The sequence below is a fragment of the Streptomyces roseirectus genome (genome assembly GCF_014489635.1).
Lineage (GTDB): Bacteria > Actinomycetota > Actinomycetes > Streptomycetales > Streptomycetaceae > Streptomyces > Streptomyces roseirectus.
In genome coordinates, this window is sequence record NZ_CP060828.1 from 5,435,285 (window position 1) to 5,452,606 (window position 17,322).

Sequence of the window (17,322 nt, forward strand, 5' to 3'; positions counted from 1 at the left end):
CTCGCCCCATGGCCGACCCCACCCCCGTCATCGACGACCTGCGCGCCGAGAGCGACGAACTCGACCGGCTGGTGGCCGAGTTGACCCCGGATCAGTGGAGACTGCCGACGCCGGCGGCCGGTTGGACCATCGCCCACCAGATCGCGCACCTCGCCTGGACGGACCGCTCCGCGCGCCTGGCGATGACCGACCAGGCGGCGTTCTCGCGGGAGTTGGAGAAGGCGATGGCCGCGCCCGGCGACTTCGTGGACAACGGGGCACGGGACGGAGCCGAGCGGCCGCCCGAGCGCTTGCTCGGGGGCTGGCGGGCCGAACGCGAGGCGCTGGAGAAGGTGTTGCGGACGGCACCGGAGCGTGGACGCTTCCCCTGGTACGGGCCGCCGATGTCGACCGCGTCCATGGCCACCGCCCGCCTGATGGAGACCTGGGCCCACGGCCTGGACGTGGCCGGCACGCTGGGCGTCACCCCGGTCCCCACCGACCGCCTCCGCCACATCGCCCGACTCGGCGTCCGCACCAGGGACTTCGCGTTCGGCGTGCACGGACTCGGGGCGCCCTTCGAGGAGTTCCGGGTGGAACTCACCGCGCCTTCGGGCGACTTGTGGACGTACGGCCCCGAGGACGCCGATCAGCGGATCACCGGCCCCGCGCTCGACTTCTGCCTCCTGGTCACCCAGCGAGCCCACCGATCCGACCTCGCGCTGAACGCCGAAGGCCCGGAAGCGGAACAGTGGTTGGGCATCGCCCAGGCGTTCGCGGGACCGCCCGGAGGCGGCCGTCCGCCGAAGTCGCAGGCCGCCGGACCGCCCGCCGGGGAGGCCGGATGACCCTCCGGATAGGCAACTTCTCAGGGTTCTACGGCGACCGTCTTGACGCCCTCCACGAGATGCTGACCGGAGGCGAACTCGACGTCCTCACCGGCGACTTCCTCGCCGAACTCACGATGCTCATCCTCGGCCGCGACCAACTCAAGGACCCCACCGCCGGGTTCGCGCGGACCTTCCTGCGCCAACTGGAGGACTGCCTCGGCCTCGCGCACGAGCGCGGGGTGCGGATCGTCACCAACGCCGGAGGGCTCAACCCGGACGGACTCGCCGACACCGTACGGGAGTTGGCAGACCGGCTGGGAGTTCCGGCCCGGGTCGCGCACGTCGAGGGCGACGATCTGCGCGGCCGTTTCCCCGACGCGCTCGCCGCGCACGCCTACCTCGGCGGGTTCGGGATCGCCGCGTGCCTGCGCGAGGGCGCCGACATCGTGGTGACCGGCCGGGTGACCGACGCGGCACTCGTCACCGGGCCCGCCGCCGCGCACTTCGGCTGGACGCCGGACGACCACGACAGGCTCGCGGGCGCGGTCGTCGCCGGGCACGTGCTGGAGTGCGGGACGCAGGCCACCGGCGGCAACTACGCCTTCTTCCGGGAGGCCGACGTCCGCCGCCCCGGCTTCCCGGTCGCCGAACTCCACGCCGACGGAAGCTGCGTGATCACCAAGCATCCCGGTACGGGGGGTCTGGTCGACGTCGGCACCGTCACCGCCCAACTGCTGTACGAGACGGGCGGCGCCCGGTACGCGGGCCCCGATGTGACCGCCCGCCTCGACTCCGTACGACTGGAGAGTGACGGGCCCGACCGGGTCAGGGCCGTAGGGGTGCGCGGGGAGCCGCCGCCCCCGGAGCTCAAGGTCGGCCTGAGCCGGATCGGGGGGTTCCGCAACGAGGTCGCGTTCGTGCTGACCGGCCTCGACATCGAGGCCAAGGCCGCGCTGGTGCGGGAGCAGATGGAGACCTACGCCTTCGCCGAGTCCCGCCCCGCCGAGGTGCGTTGGGACCTCGTCCGTGGCGACCGGGCCGACGCCGGGACCGAGGAGGGGGCCAGCGCGGTACTGCGGCTGGTCGTACGGGACGTACGGGAAGAGGCCGTCGGACGGGCGCTGAGCGGGGCCGCCGTCGAGCTGGCTCTCGGGAGCTACCCCGGGTTCCACGTGCTCGCGCCGCCCGGCAGGGGTTCCCCCTACGGGGTGTTCGAGGCCGCGTACGTGCCGCAGGGCGAGGTCGAGCACCGGGCCGTCCTCGACGGCGGACGGCGGATCGTCATACCTCCGGCCGCCGACACCCTCGTCCTCGAACCGGCCCCCGCCCCGGACCTGCCCCCGGCGCCGGCCCCAGGCCCGGTACTACGGGTACCCCTGGGGACGATCGCCGGGGCGCGCAGCGGTGACAAGGGCGGGGACGCCAACGTCGGGGTCTGGGTGCGGAGCGACGAGGCGTGGCGCTGGCTGGCGCACGAGCTGACGGTCGACAGGTTCCGCGAACTGATCCCCGAGAGCCGCGACCTCACCGTCACCCGTCACCTCCTCCCCGGCCTGCGCGCGCTGAACTTCGTCGTCGAGGGCATCCTCGGCGCCGGCGTCGCCGCCCACCACCGCTTCGACCCCCAGGCCAAGGCCCTCGGCGAGTGGCTGCGCGCGCGGCACGTCGACGTCCCGGAGGCACTGCTGCCGACGCGCTCACGCGCGATGCCGACGGCGGTGGCGGCCCCTGCCGACGCCGGGCCCACGCGCGGGCCGAAGGCCGCTTCCGCGCCCCCACCGCCCGCGCGCACCGAAGACGTCACGGCCCAGGGGGACTCACGGCACGCGCCGCTCCCTCGGGCGCTCCGGGCGGACGCCTCGACGGCCCCGGCGTCCCCACCGGAGGTCTCGGACGACGAGCCGCGCACCCCGGCGCCCGAGCGGCGCCCGCTGGACTCCCCGCGGACGCGGGTGAGCCGTTTCCGTCCCGCGACTGCCGCAGGACACCCGTCGAGTCACCGGGCCGCCCGGGAGCGCCAGCTGCTCCCCGTGGAAGCCTCCGACGGCCCGCCACCGCCGCCCCCGCCCCCGGAGCCCGCGACCGTCCTCGACGGCCCTTCACACCCCGCCCCGGCCCCCAGCGGCCTCTCACGCCCCGTTCCGGCCCCGCCGCCCCGGATCACCCCACCCCCACCCCCGAAGCCCGCCACGGACCCCCTGGAGGCCGCCCCGTGACCGTCCTGCCGACCGCCCTGGACGCGCACAGCCCGGAGCACCGGGCCAACCGCGAGGCGATGCGGGCGAAGCTCGACGAGTTGGCGGCCGAGCACGCGAAGGCGCTCGCCGGGGGCGGACCGAAGTACGTGGAACGGCATCGCGCGCGGGGGAAGCTCCTCGCGCGGGAGCGGATCGAGCTGCTGGGCGATCCGGACACGCCGTTCCTGGAGCTGTCGCCGCTGGCGGCGTGGGGGAGCGAGTATCCCGTCGGGGCGTCACTGGTGACCGGGATCGGGGTCGTCGAGGGCGTGGAGTGCCTGATCACGGCCAACGACCCCACCGTGCGCGGGGGCGCGAGCAACCCCTGGAGCCTGAAGAAGGCCCTGCGGGCGAACGACATCGCGCTCGCCAACCGGCTGCCCTGCGTGAGCCTGGTGGAGTCCGGCGGCGCCGACCTGCCGTCGCAGAAGGAGATCTTCATCCCCGGCGGCGCGGTCTTCCGGGACCTCACGCGGCTGTCGGCGGCGGGCGTCCCGACGATCGCCGTGGTGTTCGGCAACTCGACGGCGGGCGGCGCGTACGTGCCGGGGATGTCCGACCACGTGATCATGGTCAAGGAGCGCGCGAAGGTGTTCCTCGGCGGCCCGCCGCTCGTGAAGATGGCGACCGGCGAGGAGAGCGACGACGAGTCCCTGGGCGGCGCCGAGATGCACGCACGCGTGTCGGGCCTCGCCGACCACTTCGCCGTGGACGAGCGGGACGCCCTCCGCCAGGCACGCCGCGTGGTGGCCCGCCTCAACCACCGCAAGGCGTACGACGACCCGCCCCCGGCCGCGCCGCCCGAGTACGACGAGGAGGAGCTGCTGGGGATCGTCCCCGGCGACCTGAAGGTCCCGTTCGACCCGCGCGAGGTGATCGCCCGGATCGTCGACGCCTCCGACTTCGACGAGTTCAAACCGCTGTACGGGACGAGCCTGGTGACCGGCTGGGCGGCCCTGCACGGCTATCCCGTGGGGATCCTCGCCAACGCGCAGGGCGTGCTGTTCAGCCAGGAGTCCCAGAAGGCCGCCCAGTTCATCCAGCTGGCCAACCAGAGGGACGTCCCGCTGCTGTTCCTGCACAACACCACCGGCTACATGGTCGGCAGGGAGTACGAGCAGGGCGGCATCGTCAAGCACGGCGCCATGATGATCAACGCGGTGAGCAACAGCAGGGTGCCGCACCTGTCGGTCCTCATGGGCGCCTCCTACGGCGCCGGCCACTACGGCATGTGCGGGCGCGCCTACGACCCCCGGTTCCTGTTCGCCTGGCCGAGCGCCAAGTCGGCCGTGATGGGCCCTCAGCAGCTCGCGGGCGTCCTGTCGATCGTCGCCCGGCAGTCCGCCGCCTCCAAGGGCCTCCCGTACGACGAGGAGGCCGACGAGGGCCTTCGCGCCATGGTCGAGCGGCAGATCGAGTCGGAGTCCCTGCCGATGTTCCTGTCCGGCCGGCTGTACGACGACGGCGTGATCGACCCGCGCGACACGCGCACCGTCCTCGGGATGTGCCTCTCGGCGATCCACACCGCCCCTTACGAAGGCGCGCGCGGCGGCTTCGGCGTCTTCCGGATGTGAGGCCCAGATGATCTCCACGCTGTTGGTCGCGAACCGGGGCGAGATCGCCTGCCGGATCTTCCGCACCTGCCGTGAGCTGGGAATCCGAACCGTCGCCGTGCACTCCGACCCCGACGAGACCGCGCTTCACGCGCGTGTGGCCGACCGGTCCGTACGGCTGCCCGGAGCGGCGCCCGCCGAGACGTACCTGCGCGGCGACCTGATCGTGAAGGCGGCGCTCGCGGCCGGCGCGGACGCCGTGCACCCCGGGTACGGATTCCTGTCCGAGAACGCCGGCTTCGCGCGCGCGGTCCTCGACGCGGGCCTGCTGTGGATCGGCCCGCCGCCCGGGGCGATCGAGACGATGGCGTCCAAGACGCGCGCGAAGGCCCTCATGGGGCTCGCCCCGCTGACCGACGTGACCGAGGCCGACCTGCCGGTGCTGGTGAAGGCGGCGGCCGGGGGCGGCGGGCGCGGCATGCGGATCGTGCGCCGCGCGCGGGACCTCGCCCCCGCCCTGGAGGCCGCCCGTGCGGAGGCCGCGAGCGCCTTCGGGGACGGCGAGGTGTTCGTCGAGCCGTACGTCGAGCACGGGCGCCACGTCGAGGTGCAGGTCCTCGCCGACACGCACGGCACCGTCTGGGCGCTCGGCACGCGCGACTGCTCGCTCCAGCGGCGCCACCAGAAAGTGATCGAGGAGGCGCCCGCGCCAAGGCTCTGCGACGCCACCGCGCGGGAGCTGCGGGACCTGGCCGTACGCGCGGCGCGCGCGGTGTCGTACGTCGGCGCCGGGACCGTCGAGTTCCTGCTCGCCCCCGACGGCACGGCGCACTTCCTGGAGATGAACACCCGCCTCCAGGTCGAACACCCCGTCACGGAGGCCGTGTTCGGCCTGGACCTCGTCGCGGAGCAGATCCGCGTCGCCGAAGGGGCGGCCCTCGCGGATGAGCCCCCGCCCGCACGCGGGCACGCGATCGAGGCCCGCCTCTACGCCGAGGACCCCGCGCGTGACTGGACCCCGCAGACCGGCACCCTGCACCGCCTCGCCGTCCCGGAGGGCGTCCGCCTGGACACCGGCTACACCGACGGCGACGAGATCGGCGTCCACTACGACCCGCTGATCGCCAAACTCGTCGCCCACGCGCCCACGCGCGCGGAGGCCGTCCGCAAGCTGGCCGGCGCCCTGGAGCGGGCCGCCGTCCACGGCCCGGTCACCAACCGGGACCTCCTGTTGCGCTCCCTGCGCCACGAGGAGTTCACGCACGCCCGGATGGACACCGGCTTCTACGACCGCCACCTCACGGCCCTCGCCCACGCGTCCGCAGACCCCCTCGCCCCCCTCGCGGCGGCCCTCGCGGACGCGCACGGCCGCTCGCGCTTCGGCGGCTGGCGCAACGTCCCCGCGCAGCCGCAGCGCAAGCGGTACGAGACGGCCGGCGAGGAGCACGAGGTCGAGTACCGGCACACCCGCGCGGGACTGGAGGCGGACGGGGTGCGTGTCGTCCACGCCGACGCGGGGACCGTTGTCCTCGAAGCCGACGGCGTGCGGCGCCGGTTCGAGGTCGCGCGGTACGGCGCGCGCGTGTACGTGAACGGGACGGCCCTGACCGCGCTGCCCCGCTTCCCCGACCCGGCGCCCCAGCGCGCACCGGGCTCGCTGCTCGCGCCGATGCCCGGCACGGTCGTCAAGGTCGCGCCCGGCCTCGTCACCGGATCGGGTGTCGAGGCGGGAGAACCGGTCGTGTGGCTCGAAGCGATGAAGATGCAACACGCTATCACGGCCCCGGTCTCGGGAACGCTGACGGCGCTGGAGGTCCGGCCGGGACAGCAGGTGGAGGTGGGGGCCCTGCTGGCCGTGGTCGAGGGCCCCCGCGAGGACACCCCCGAGCGACAGGACGCAACCGAAGGAGCACCGTGAGCCCGGTCATCGAATCCGACGAGCACAAGGCCCTGCGCGAGGCGGTCGCGGCCTTCGGCAGGCACTACGGCCGCGACTACCTCACGAAGGTCATCGACGAGGGCCGCCACCCCACCGAGTTGTGGCAGGAGGCCGCGAAACTCGGCTACCTCTCGGTCAACCTGCCCGAGGAGTACGGCGGCGGAGGCGGCGGCATCGCCGAACTCGCCCTGGTCCTCGAAGAGCTGGGAGCGGCCGGCTCGCCCTTGCTGATGATGATCGTCTCCCCGGCGATCTGCGGCACGGTGATCGCCCGCTTCGGCACCGAGGCACAGAAGCGCGCATGGCTCCCCGCGCTCGCGGACGGCTCGCGCCTGATGGCCTTCGGTATCACCGAACCGGACGCGGGCTCCAACAGCCACCGCATCACCACCACGGCCCGCAGGGACGGCGCCGACTGGCTCCTCACCGGCCGCAAGGTCTTCGTCTCCGGCGTCGACGCCGCCGACGCCACCCTGATCGTCGGCCGTACCGAGGACGCCCGCACGGGCCGCCTCAAGCCCTGCCTGTTCATCGTCCCGCGCGACGCGCCAGGGTTCACCCGCCGCAAGATCGACATGGAACTGCACGGCGCGGAGAAGCAGTTCGAGCTGACCCTCGACGACGTCCGCCTCCCCGCCGACGCCCTCGTCGGCGACGAGGACGCGGGCCTCATGCAGCTCTTCGCCGGCCTCAACCCCGAACGCGTCATGACGGCCGCCTTCGCGATCGGCATGGGCCGGTACGCGCTCGCGCGAGCGGTCGAGTACGCGCGCGACCGCACTGTCTGGGACACCCCCATCGGCGCCCACCAGGCGATCGCCCACCCTCTCGCGCAGGCGCACATCGACCTCGAACTGGCCCGCCTGATGACCCAGAAGGCCGCCCATCTGTACGACGCGGGCGACGACACGGGCGCGGGCGAGGCGGCGAACATGGCGAAGTACGCGGCCGGAGAGGCGTGCGTGAAGGCCGTCGACCAGGCCGTCCAGACCCTCGGCGGCAACGGCCTCACGCGCGAGTTCGGCCTCGCCTCGCTGATAACGGTCTCGCGCGTGGCTCGTATCGCCCCGGTGAGCCGGGAGATGATTCTCAACTACGTCTCCCACCAGAGCCTGGGCCTGCCCAAGTCGTACTGACCGCCGCCCCTGTGCGAGGAGGAACCGTGTTCCGCAGCGAGTACGCAGACGTCCCGGCAGTGGAACTGCCCATCCACGACGCCGTCCTGGGCCGCGCCGCCGAGTTCGGCGACCTGCCCGCGCTGGTCGACGGCGTGGACGGCACGACCCTCAGCTACGAGCAGGTGGACCGCTTCCACCGGCGCGTCGCCGCCGCGTTCGCCGACGCGGGCGTGCGCAAGGGGGACGTGCTCGCCCTGCACAGCCCCAACACGGTCGCCTTCCCGATCGCCTTCTACGCGGCCACCCGCGCGGGCGCCTCGGTCACCACCGTCCACCCCCAGTGCACGCCCGAGGAGTTCGCGGGGCAGCTCCGCGACTCGGCCGCCCGGTGGATCGTCACCGTCTCGCCCCTGCTGGAGACGGCCCGCAGGGCGGCCGAACTCGCCGGCGGCGTCGAGGAGATCTTCGTCTGCGACGCCGCCGGCGGCCACCGCTCGCTGGCCGACATGCTCGCCACCCAGGCCCCCGAACCGACCCTCTACATCGACCCCGTCGAGGACGTCGCCGCCCTCCCGTACTCCTCCGGGACGACCGGCACCCCCAAGGGCGTCATGCTGACCCACCGCCAGATCGCCACCAACCTCGCCCAGTTGGCGCCCCTGATGCCGACGGGCCCCGGTGACCGGATCCTGGCGGTACTCCCGTTCTTTCACATCTACGGCTTGACCGCCCTGATGAACGCCCCCCTGCGCCTGGGCGCCACCGTCGTCGTCCTGCCCCGCTTCGACCTGGAGACGTTCCTTACGGCGATCGAGAGGCGCCGCATCACCGGCCTGTACGTCGCCCCGCCGATCGTCCTGGCGCTCGCCAAGCACCCGGCCGTCGAACGCTACGACCTGTCGTCCCTCACGTACGTCATCAGCGCCGCCGCGCCCCTGGACGCGGAACTCGCCGCCGCGTGCGCGCGACGGCTCGGCCTGCCGCCCCTCGGCCAGGCGTACGGCATGACCGAACTCTCCCCGGGCACCCACGTCGTCCCCCGGGACGCCATGCGCGAGGCGCCGCCCGGGACCGTCGGCAAGCTCATCGGCGGCACCGCGATGCGCGTCGTCTCCCTGGACGACCCCGGCAAGGACCTCGGCGTCGGCGAGGCCGGCGAACTGCTCTTCAAGGGCCCGCAGGTGATGAAGGGCTACCTGGGCCGCCCCGACGCCACCGACGCGATGATCGACGCCGACGGCTGGCTGCACACCGGGGACATCGGGTACGTCGACGAGGGCGGCTGGCTGTTCGTCGTCGACCGGGTCAAGGAACTCATCAAGTACAAGGGCTTCCAGGTCGCCCCCGCCGAACTCGAAGCCCTCCTGCTGACCCACCCGGACATCGCCGACGCCGCCGTCATCGGCGCCCACAACGCCGACGGCAACGAGATCCCGCACGCGTACGTGGTGCGCGCGCCCCGCGCCGAACACCTCTCCGAAGGAGAGGTGATGATGTACGTCGCCGAACGGGTCGCGCCCTACAAGCGCGTCCGCCAGGTCACGTTCATCGACGTGGTGCCCCGCGCGGCCTCCGGGAAGATCCTGCGACGGCAGCTGAGGGAGCGCGCGTGAACCCGGTCGGCCGCAGCCGCGAACGCGGCGTCGAACACCTCAGCCTCGACGCCGCGGCCACCCGCAACGCCCTTTCGGCGGACCTCGTCGGCGCCCTCACGGACGCGCTCGCCGACTGCGCGAAGGACCCCGGCGTACGGGCCGTCGTCCTCACCCACAGCGGGGGCACGTTCTGCGCGGGCGCCGACCTCAAGGACCCGCCCGCGCCGCGGGAGTTCGTGGGGCTGCTGCGCGCGCTCGTCGAACTCCCCAAGCCGGTCGTCGCGCGCGTGGCGGGGCACGTCCGCGCGGGCGGACTCGGGCTCGTCGCCGCCTGCGACGTCGCCGGGGCGTCGGCCGGGTCGACGTTCGCGTTCACCGAGGTGCGCATCGGGGTCGCGCCCGCCGTCATCTCGCTGCCCCTGCTGCCCCGCGCCGACCCCCGCGCCCTCGCGCGGTACTGCCTCACCGGGGAGTGCTTCGACGCCGCCGAGGCCGTCCGGGCGGGGCTCGTCACGGCGTCGGGCGACGACGTCGACGCCGTCCTCACGCCCGTGCTCGACGGACTGCGCAGGTCCGCGCCCGACGGGCTGGCCCAGACGAAACGGCTGCTCACGGCTAAGGTGCTCGAAGCCTTCGACCGGGACGCGGCCGAGCTGACGGCGCTCTCCGCGCGGCTGTTCGCCTCGCCGACGGCCCGCGAGGGGATGACGGCCTTCCTCGAACGACGGGATCCCGCATGGGTGTTGTGACCGCGGCCGACCGCGCGGCGGGCGAGCGCGTGCCCAAGCAGGACCGCAGCCGGGCGACCCGGCAGCGGCTCCTGGAAGCCGCCGTGGCCTGCCTCGCCGAGCACGGCTGGGCGGGCTCCACGGTCTCCGCCGTCGCCGAGCGCGCGGGCGTCTCCCGGGGCGCCGCGCAGCACCACTTCCCCACGCGCGAGGACCTGTTCACAGCCGCCGTCGAGTACGTCGCCGAGGAGCGGTCCGGGGCCCTGCGCGCGCTGTTCCCGCAGGGGGCCACCGACCGCGCGGCCGTCGTCGGCGCGCTCGTCGACCTCTACACCGGGCCCCTGTTCCGCGCGGCCCTCCACCTCTGGGTCGCCGCCTCCAACGAGGAGCAACTGCGGCCCCGGGTGACCGAACTGGAGGCCCGCGTGGGCCGCGAGACCCACCGCATCGCCGTCGACCTCCTCGGCGCCGACGAGAGCCGCCCCGGCGCGCGCGAGACCGTCCAGGGCCTCCTGGACATGGCCCGCGGCCTCGGCCTCGCCAACCTCCTCACCGACGACCGGGCCCGGCGCGAGCGGGTCGTGGGGCAGTGGGTGGCGTTGGTGGAGGCGGAGTTGGGGTGAGGGAGGGGCGTTGTCAGTGGGGGGTTCTACGGTGGTGGCATGGGAGATCGGTTTCAGGTGATCGTCGACCTCGAAGCGGGCGAGGCGGAGGCGGCCCGGCTCAAGGAGAGGGCCGTCGCGTGGCTGGTGGGGGAGGGGATCGTCGTGGCGGACGGGGCCGGGTACGCGGCCGGCCCCGGCTGGCAGCGGGCCGTGGACGACGACTGGGATCGGGAACCGGCGGGCGGGCTCGCCGTGCACGTGGGGCGAGGCGCCTTCCACAGCGGCGCGGACGCCCCGGCACACGCCCGCTGCCCGGCGTGCGCCGCCCACCGGGAGCTGGACGCGGACGGCTGGGCCTGGGCCAGCGAGGCGATCGAGACCTGGTCCGAGGCGGGCACCGCCACCCTCACCTGCCCGACCTGCACGCGGACCGCGTCCCTGCCGGACTGGGAGTGGGACAACGCCCCCTTCGCGTTCGGGCACCTGGCCCTGAAGTTCTGGGACTGGCCCGACCTCTCGGAGGCGTTCCGCGCGCGTATGGCCGCCGTCCTGGAGGGGCACCGCACGGCGTACCTCTGGGGCAAGATCTGACGCCTCCCGCGCGGGCGCCGGCTCACGGGCTCAGCCGCTCCACCCGCCACCCCCCGTCCGCCTCGCCGACGTACTGCAGCCGGTCGTGCAGGCGGTTCTCGCGGCCCTGCCAGAACTCGACCGACTCGGGGGCCACGCGGAAGCCGCCCCAGTGGGGCGGGACGGGCACCTGCTCGCCCTCGGGGTAGCGGGCGGCGAGTTCGGCGTAGGAGGCGTCGAGTTCGGCGCGGGAGGGGACGACGGAGGACTGGACGCTGGCCCAGGCGCCGAGCTGGGAGCCGTGCGGGCGGGTACGGAAGTACGCGGCCGTCTCGTCGCGCCCGGTGCGCCGGGCGACACCGCGCACGATGACCTGGCGGGCCATCGGGTGCCAGGGGAACAGGAGGGACACGTACGGGTTCTCGGCGAGGTCCTGGGCCTTGCGGGAGCCGTAGTTGGTGTAGAAGACGAAGCCCTGCTCGTCGAAGTGCTTCAGCAGCACCGTGCGGGAACTCGGCCGTCCCTCGGCGTCGGCGGTGGAGACGACCATCGCGTTCGGCTCGAACAGGCGCGCCTGCGCGGCGGCCTGCGTGAACCAGCGGGCGAACTGCTCCACCGGGGTGGCCGCCAGGTCGTCCTCGGCAAGACCCTCCGCCCGGTACTGCGTGCGCATCGCGGCGGGGTCGGGGGAAGCGCTGTCGTGGTCGTTCACGCGGTCATCCTGCCGCATCGGGGCCGGCCGGCGGGGTCGCTCGGCCGGATCACCCAGGGTGCCCCGCCGCACCACCCGGGACGCTCCGCCGGATCACCCGGGACGCCCCGCCGGATCGCGCGGGAGGCCGCCGTACGGTCCGGGCATGGCCCGGCGCGCCACCGGGCACCCTATGGATGGCACTCAGTGCCGTAAGACCTCCCCGAGGACGGCACCCGGGGATATGGTGCTGATGCCGCGCCGGCGGGACGTGATCGGCCCTCTGCGCGCCCCGCGTCGTCCCCAGGGCCAGGACCGCCCGCCCGGGCGACGCCGACCGTCCACACGCGCCCAGGCGCCCTGTCACCGCCGCACCCGCTCCACCGCACACAAGCATCCCGTCGCACACATCGAGGAGCCGCCTGATGTCCGACTTCGTACCCGGGCTCGAAGGAGTCGTCGCGTTCGAGACGGAGATCGCCGAACCGGACAAGGAGGGCGGCGCCCTGCGGTACCGGGGCGTCGACATCGAGGACCTGGTGGGGCACGTCTCGTTCGGCAACGTCTGGGGCCTGCTGGTCGACGGCGCCTTCGACCCGGGGCTGCCGGCCGCCGAGCCGTTCCCGATCCCGGTGCACTCCGGGGACGTCCGGGTCGACGTGCAGTCCGCGCTGGCGATGCTGGCCCCCGTGTGGGGCCTCAAGCCCCTCCTGGACATCGACGAGGCCCAGGCCCGCGACGACCTCGCGCGCGCCGCCGTGATGGCCCTCTCGTACGTCGCGCAGTCCGCGCGCGGGCAGGGGCGCGCGATGGTGCCGCAGCGGGAGATCGACAAGGCGCGCTCGGTCGTCGAGCGGTTCATGATCCGCTGGCGCGGCGAGCCGGACCCCAAGCATGTCGCGGCCGTCGACGCCTACTGGACGTCCGCCGCCGAGCACGGCATGAACGCGTCGACGTTCACCGCGCGCGTGATCGCCTCCACCGGCGCGGACGTCGCCGCCGCGCTCTCCGGCGCCGTCGGGGCCATGTCGGGCCCGCTGCACGGCGGCGCGCCCTCGCGCGTGCTCGGCATGATCGAGGAGATCGAGCGCACCGGGGACGCCGACGGGTACGTCCGCCAGGCGCTCGACCGGGGCGAGCGGCTGATGGGCTTCGGGCACCGCGTCTACCGCGCCGAGGACCCCCGCGCGCGGGTGCTGCGGCGTACCGCGCGGGACCTCGGCGCGCCCCGGTTCGAGGTCGCCGAGGCCCTGGAGAAGGCGGCCCTCGCCGAGCTGCACGCGCGCCGGCCCGACCGGGTGCTCGCGACCAACGTGGAGTTCTGGGCGGCGATCGTCCTGGACTTCGCCGAGGTGCCGGCCCACATGTTCACGTCGATGTTCACGTGCGCGCGGACGGCGGGCTGGTCGGCGCACATCCTCGAACAGAAGCGGACGGGGCGGCTGGTGCGGCCGTCCGCGCGGTACACCGGGCCCGGGGCGCGCAGCCCTCGGGACGTCGAGGGGTACGACGGCGCCCGCTGACGGCGGCGTGGGACCCGCGGCACCGGTGGAGGCGCCGCGGGCCCACGGAGCCGGTCCGGAGCGCTTACGCGGGCGTCAGCAGGCCCGCGTGGTGCCGCTCCGCCACGAGCGGGTGGGCCCGCAGCTTGCCCTTCAGCTCGTTGAAGCCGTACTCCGCGAACAGCGGGTTCGCCGGGTCGGTCGTCACGCCGGGGGCCGTCGAGGCGTGCGGGAAGAGCAGGGGCTCCACGCGCGCGTCCAGGCGCGGGTTGTAGAAGAACGGGATGGAGAAACGTTCCACCGCCGTCGGCGGGGAGACCACGCGGTGGTTGGTGGCGATCAGGTAGCCGTTGGTGGCGACCTCCAGGAGCTCGCCCAGGTTGACGACGAACGCGCCCTCCAGGGGCGGCACGTCGTGGAAGAGGCCGTCCTCGCGCTGCACCTGGAGGCCGCCCACCTGGTCCTGGAGGAGCAGCGTCAGGAAGCCGTAGTCCTTGTGCGCGCCGACGCCCTGGTCGGCGCCGTTCCCGGCGTTCCCCGGGTAGCGGACCAGCTTCAGGTGCGGGTGCGCGTGCTCCCCGAACGCCGCGTCGTAGAAGTCGGGCGCGGCGCCTATGGAGGCCAGCAGCTCGTGCAGCAGCTTCTCGGCGACCCCGCTGAGACGGTCGATCCACCGCAGGGCGGCCGTCCGCAGCTCGGGCAGCGACGCGGGCCACTGGTTGGGGCCTTCGAGCCACCAGTACGGCGGCTCGCCCGCGCCGGGCACGCGCGCGGGGCGCTCGGCGCCGATGTCGAGCTGGTCGCGCCAGTCCTGGCGGCCTCCGGTGCGCTCGTCGCCCGTGCGCGTGTAGCCCCGGAAGTGCGGCGAGTTCACGTTGTCCAGGGCGAGCCGCTGCGCCTCGGGCAGCGCGAAGAAGCGCCGCATCGCCGTCAGCAGGGCGGCGGTCTCCTCGTCCGTCACGCCGTGCCCCACGAGCTGGAAGAAGCCCACGTCGTGCGCCGCGCTGTGCAGGCGCGCGTGCAGTTCGGCACGCGCGCGGGGGCCCGCGTCGGCGGCCGAGAGGTCGATGATCGGGAGTTGCTGGTACGACGGGTTCGTCATGGTGCGTCCGTAGGTGTACGGGGACCGGGCCCGACGCCGTGGGTGGGGCGCGGGCACGGGTGCCGGTGAGCAGAGGTGAAGCCGAGGACGGCTGGAAAAGAGGGCTGGAGGCTCAGAGGGAGCGTCGACAGCCCATGCTCGTGACGCGGACGTAGTCCACGTGGCGGCGTCGAACGAGCGAAAGCATGGCGCCCAGGTTACTGCGCGGCGAACGATTCACACGTGGCGCGGATCACGCCCCCGGGAGGCGCCCGCAAACGCAGGCGACCCGCGAGCTGGGTTCCTCCGGGGAGGAGCCGGCCGGACGTGCCGGCAGCTCGCGGGTCGGGTGACTGCTTGGGACTGGGCCGGCTGCACGCGGTCTTCCGCGCGCGGGTCCGGCACCGCACAAAGTGGGTGACGGGCGCTAGCCCGCAGTCACCTCACGCGTCCGGTTTCCATACATCTGCCGAACCACCTCCCTTCTCGTGTGCCCCACACCCTAGGAAGGGCCTCCCGGACGGCTCAAGCGGTTTTTTCGGCACGGCTTTTCCTCGCGCTCTTTGGCACGCGCGCAAGGCCGCCCGGCGTCACAGCGCGTGCCCGCCCGCCACCTGGACGACCTGCCCGGTGATCCAGCGCGCCTGGTGCGAGGCGCGTCTGGACGGGCCCGGGAGCGACCGCGTTGACCCTGATGCCCCGCGGGCCCAGATCGAGCGCCGTGGCCCGTGTGAGCGCTTCCAGGGCCGCCTTGGAGGTGCTGTAGCCGAGCTGCCCGGGGAAGGCGCGGGCGGCGTCCGTGGAGACGTTCACGACGGCCGGCGGGGGACCGCTGACGTACCGCCGGGCCACCTCGGCGATCAGCAGGGCCGGGGCGATCGCGTTCACGCGGTAGTGCCGCTCCAGGGACTCCGCCGTCAGGGACTCCAGGTCGTCCGGGGTCTCGCAGTGCTCCGCGTTGTTCACCAGGACGTCAACGGGGCCGGACGCCGCCACCAGGCGGCGCACCTCGTCCGCGCGGGACAGGTCCGCGCCGATCGCGCGGCAGCCCTCGCTGAGTTTCCCCGTTTCCCCGCCAGCGCCACCGCCGTCTCCTCGCCGGGCGTGACGTGCGCCCAGGACACGCCCTCCGGGGCGAGCGGGTCCCGCGGCAGGTAGTGCACCGCCACGCGCGCACCTTGCGCGGCGAACGCACGGCTCACCGCCGCGCCGATGTTCCCCGCGCCGCCGGTCACCAGGACGTTCCTGCCGCTCAGCCGGGTGTCGATCATGCCTGCCTCCTGGAGGGCCGAAGTGGTTGCCGGCTTTCCATGGTCGAGGCGCACGCGTGCGACGACGGGGGAACCCGCGGTCGGCGAATCTTTCGCCGGGTTTCGGGAACACCGTGTGGGCTGTGTCACGTTCCAGTTGAATGAAAGCGAGTACGGAGGCAGTGCGTAGGGGGTCCAGGTGAGTGCTTCCCGGCGGAGCGGGACCACTGATGAGCTGGGCCCGGACGAGCCCGGAGGGGACGGGCCGTACGGGTTCGACCTGCTGGCCGCGCTGCTCGACGGGATGGACGCGGCACTGTGCGCGTTCGACGCCGACGGGGTCGTCACGCACTGGAACCGCGAGGCCGAGCGGATCCTCGGGTGGAGCGCCGAGGAGGCGGTGGGCCGGCGCGGGTTCGCGGGCTGGGCGGTGCGCAGCGCGGACGCCGAAGAGGTCGAGGGACGGCTGATGGCGGCCATGCACGCGGCCGGGCGCCAGGTGCACGAGTTCGCGCTGCTGACCAAGGACGGCGGACGCGTGCTGGTCCGCACCCAGTCGTCCGCCGTACGCGGGCCCGACGGCAAACCCGCGGGCCTGTACTGCGCCTTCAGCGAGGTGCACGCGCAGATCGACCTGGAGCGGTCCATCGCGCTCAGCGAGGCCCTGTTCGACGACGCCTCCTGGGGCGTCGTCCTGGTCGACGCCGACCTGCGCCCCGCCGTCGTCAACGCGCACGCCGCGCGGGCGCTCGGCACGGGCCGCACCGCCGCCCTGGGCCGCCCGCTGGGCGAACTGCTCACCTACGGCACCCAGGAGCTGGAGAGCGCCCTCACCCACGTCCTCGCGGAAGGCGCGCCGCCCGCGCCGGCCGAGATGTGGGTCGGCGTGCGCACACCGGACGGCGAGAAGCGGCACTGCTGGCGCAGCGGGTTCCTGCGGCTCGCCTCGCCGCTCGCGGAGGAGCCCGTGCCCCTGGGCGTCGGCTGGCTCTTCCAGGACGTCACGGAGGCCAAGCAGGGCGAGCAGGAGGCGTCCCTGCTGCGCTTCCGCACCAACCAGCTGCACCGCGCCGGGCGCGCCGCCGCCGAGTGCGAGGACCCCGCCGAGGCCGCGAGCGTCCACCTTGACTTCGCCCTCGCCGGGTTCGCCGACCACGCCCTCCTCGACCGCGTCCTCGGCGACCCGCGCGCGGACGCCGGCTTCGCCCTGCCGGTGCGGCTGGCGCGGGTCGCGGCGACGCCCTCCGCGGGGCCGGGGCCCAGCGTCCTCAGCACCCACCCCGGACTGCCCGTCGGCTATCCGGAAGGGCACCCGGCGCTCCAGTGCGTCGCCCGCACCGGGACCGTACGCGCCGGGGCCGGGAACATCCCCGCCGACCAGGCCCGCGTCTGGGCGCGCACCCGGCAGTGGCCCGAGGACACCGTCCACGCGCTCTCCACCGTCCTGCGCAGCCGCGGGCGCACGCTCGGTGTCGTCACGTTCCTGCGCGGGCGCGGGCGGACGGCCTTCGAGCGCTCCGACACGACCTTCGCGGAGGACGTCGCCGTGCGGATCGCGGCGGCACTGGATCTGGCGGACAGGGTGTAGGGCGGGGCTTTTCGCGGTGCCGGGGCGTTTGCACGGGGCCGTGGCGCGCACGCGTG

Annotated in this window: 14 protein-coding genes and 1 pseudogene; 11 read left to right on the top strand and 4 right to left on the bottom strand. The window is 74.1% G+C overall.

What is annotated here, in order from left to right:
* The first annotated feature begins 8 nt into the window (after positions 1-8).
* The 9 genes and pseudogenes from IAG44_RS23120 to IAG44_RS23160 all read left to right on the top strand — a co-directional run bounded on the left by IAG44_RS23120 (position 9) and on the right by IAG44_RS23160 (position 11,175).
* Entirely contained in the window at positions 9-827 is an 819-nt protein-coding gene (locus tag IAG44_RS23120; RefSeq protein ID WP_187748977.1) for a TIGR03084 family metal-binding protein, read from the top strand.
* Positions 824-2,497, top strand: a pseudogene (locus tag IAG44_RS23125) (acyclic terpene utilization AtuA family protein); the annotation flags it as partial. The gene IAG44_RS23120 and the pseudogene IAG44_RS23125, both read left to right, overlap by 4 nt.
* Positions 2,498-3,021: 524 nt before the next feature.
* Positions 3,022-4,620: an acyl-CoA carboxylase subunit beta gene (locus IAG44_RS23130; protein WP_187748978.1), complete on the top strand. Its 1,599-nt coding sequence runs from the start codon at positions 3,022-3,024 to the stop codon at positions 4,618-4,620.
* 7 nt (positions 4,621-4,627) lie between these two features.
* Positions 4,628-6,517, top strand: coding sequence for an acetyl/propionyl/methylcrotonyl-CoA carboxylase subunit alpha (locus tag IAG44_RS23135; protein WP_187748979.1), 1,890 nt, complete (start codon positions 4,628-4,630; stop codon positions 6,515-6,517).
* Positions 6,514-7,674, top strand: coding sequence for an acyl-CoA dehydrogenase family protein (locus IAG44_RS23140; protein ID WP_187748980.1), 1,161 nt, complete (start codon positions 6,514-6,516; stop codon positions 7,672-7,674). The genes IAG44_RS23135 and IAG44_RS23140 overlap by 4 nt, the downstream gene beginning before the upstream one ends.
* Before the next feature lie 26 nt (positions 7,675-7,700).
* Complete coding sequence (locus tag IAG44_RS23145; RefSeq protein ID WP_187748981.1) at positions 7,701-9,269, top strand: 4-coumarate--CoA ligase family protein; 1,569 nt, start codon at positions 7,701-7,703, stop codon at positions 9,267-9,269.
* Entirely contained in the window at positions 9,266-10,000 is a 735-nt protein-coding gene (locus IAG44_RS23150) for an enoyl-CoA hydratase family protein (protein WP_187748982.1), read from the top strand. The genes IAG44_RS23145 and IAG44_RS23150 overlap by 4 nt, the downstream gene beginning before the upstream one ends.
* Positions 9,988-10,602: a TetR/AcrR family transcriptional regulator gene (locus tag IAG44_RS23155; protein ID WP_187748983.1), complete on the top strand. Its 615-nt coding sequence runs from the start codon at positions 9,988-9,990 to the stop codon at positions 10,600-10,602. Before IAG44_RS23150 ends, IAG44_RS23155 begins: the two co-directional genes overlap by 13 nt.
* 39 nt (positions 10,603-10,641) lie before the next feature.
* Entirely contained in the window at positions 10,642-11,175 is a 534-nt protein-coding gene (locus tag IAG44_RS23160) for a hypothetical protein (RefSeq protein WP_187748984.1), read from the top strand.
* Between the two features lie 22 nt (positions 11,176-11,197).
* Here IAG44_RS23160 and pdxH read toward each other — a convergent pair whose 3' ends face one another.
* Positions 11,198-11,884 (bottom strand): pyridoxamine 5'-phosphate oxidase, encoded by a 687-nt coding sequence (pdxH, locus tag IAG44_RS23165; protein WP_187748985.1) that lies wholly within the window; start codon positions 11,882-11,884, stop codon positions 11,198-11,200.
* A gap of 386 nt (positions 11,885-12,270) precedes the next feature.
* On the opposite strand from pdxH, the gene IAG44_RS23170 reads away from it, so the two are divergent.
* Complete coding sequence (locus IAG44_RS23170) at positions 12,271-13,368, top strand: citrate synthase 2 (protein ID WP_187748986.1); 1,098 nt, start codon at positions 12,271-12,273, stop codon at positions 13,366-13,368.
* A gap of 64 nt (positions 13,369-13,432) precedes the next feature.
* On the opposite strand, the gene IAG44_RS23175 is transcribed toward IAG44_RS23170, so the two are convergent.
* The 3 genes from IAG44_RS23175 to IAG44_RS43685 all read right to left on the bottom strand — a co-directional run bounded on the left by IAG44_RS23175 (position 13,433) and on the right by IAG44_RS43685 (position 15,699).
* Positions 13,433-14,449 carry an isopenicillin N synthase family dioxygenase gene (locus IAG44_RS23175; RefSeq protein ID WP_187748987.1) on the bottom strand — a complete coding sequence of 339 codons (1,017 nt, stop codon included), beginning with the start codon at positions 14,447-14,449 and terminating at the stop codon, positions 13,433-13,435.
* A gap of 504 nt (positions 14,450-14,953) precedes the next feature.
* Positions 14,954-15,436: an SDR family NAD(P)-dependent oxidoreductase gene (locus tag IAG44_RS43680; RefSeq protein ID WP_343075747.1), complete on the bottom strand. Its 483-nt coding sequence runs from the start codon at positions 15,434-15,436 to the stop codon at positions 14,954-14,956.
* Entirely contained in the window at positions 15,391-15,699 is a 309-nt protein-coding gene (locus IAG44_RS43685; protein WP_246562002.1) for a hypothetical protein, read from the bottom strand. Before IAG44_RS43685 ends, IAG44_RS43680 begins: the two co-directional genes overlap by 46 nt.
* Before the next feature lie 178 nt (positions 15,700-15,877).
* Between IAG44_RS43685 and IAG44_RS23185 the strand changes: the two genes are divergently transcribed.
* Positions 15,878-17,266, top strand: coding sequence for a PAS domain-containing protein (locus tag IAG44_RS23185; protein ID WP_187748988.1), 1,389 nt, complete (start codon positions 15,878-15,880; stop codon positions 17,264-17,266).
* Positions 17,267-17,322 lie beyond the last annotated feature (56 nt).

Coding starts and splice junctions, on each gene's coding strand:
- IAG44_RS23170 (WP_187748986.1), top strand. CDS start 12,271: ATGTCCGACTTCGTACCCGGGCTCGAAGGAGTCGTCGCGTTCGAGACG.
- IAG44_RS23175 (WP_187748987.1), bottom strand. CDS start 14,449: ATGACGAACCCGTCGTACCAGCAACTCCCGATCATCGACCTCTCGGCC.
- IAG44_RS23135 (WP_187748979.1), top strand. CDS start 4,628: ATGATCTCCACGCTGTTGGTCGCGAACCGGGGCGAGATCGCCTGCCGG.
- IAG44_RS23160 (WP_187748984.1), top strand. CDS start 10,642: ATGGGAGATCGGTTTCAGGTGATCGTCGACCTCGAAGCGGGCGAGGCG.
- IAG44_RS23155 (WP_187748983.1), top strand. CDS start 9,988: ATGGGTGTTGTGACCGCGGCCGACCGCGCGGCGGGCGAGCGCGTGCCC.
- IAG44_RS23120 (WP_187748977.1), top strand. CDS start 9: ATGGCCGACCCCACCCCCGTCATCGACGACCTGCGCGCCGAGAGCGAC.
- IAG44_RS43685 (WP_246562002.1), bottom strand. CDS start 15,699: ATGATCGACACCCGGCTGAGCGGCAGGAACGTCCTGGTGACCGGCGGC.
- pdxH (WP_187748985.1), bottom strand. CDS start 11,884: ATGCGGCAGGATGACCGCGTGAACGACCACGACAGCGCTTCCCCCGAC.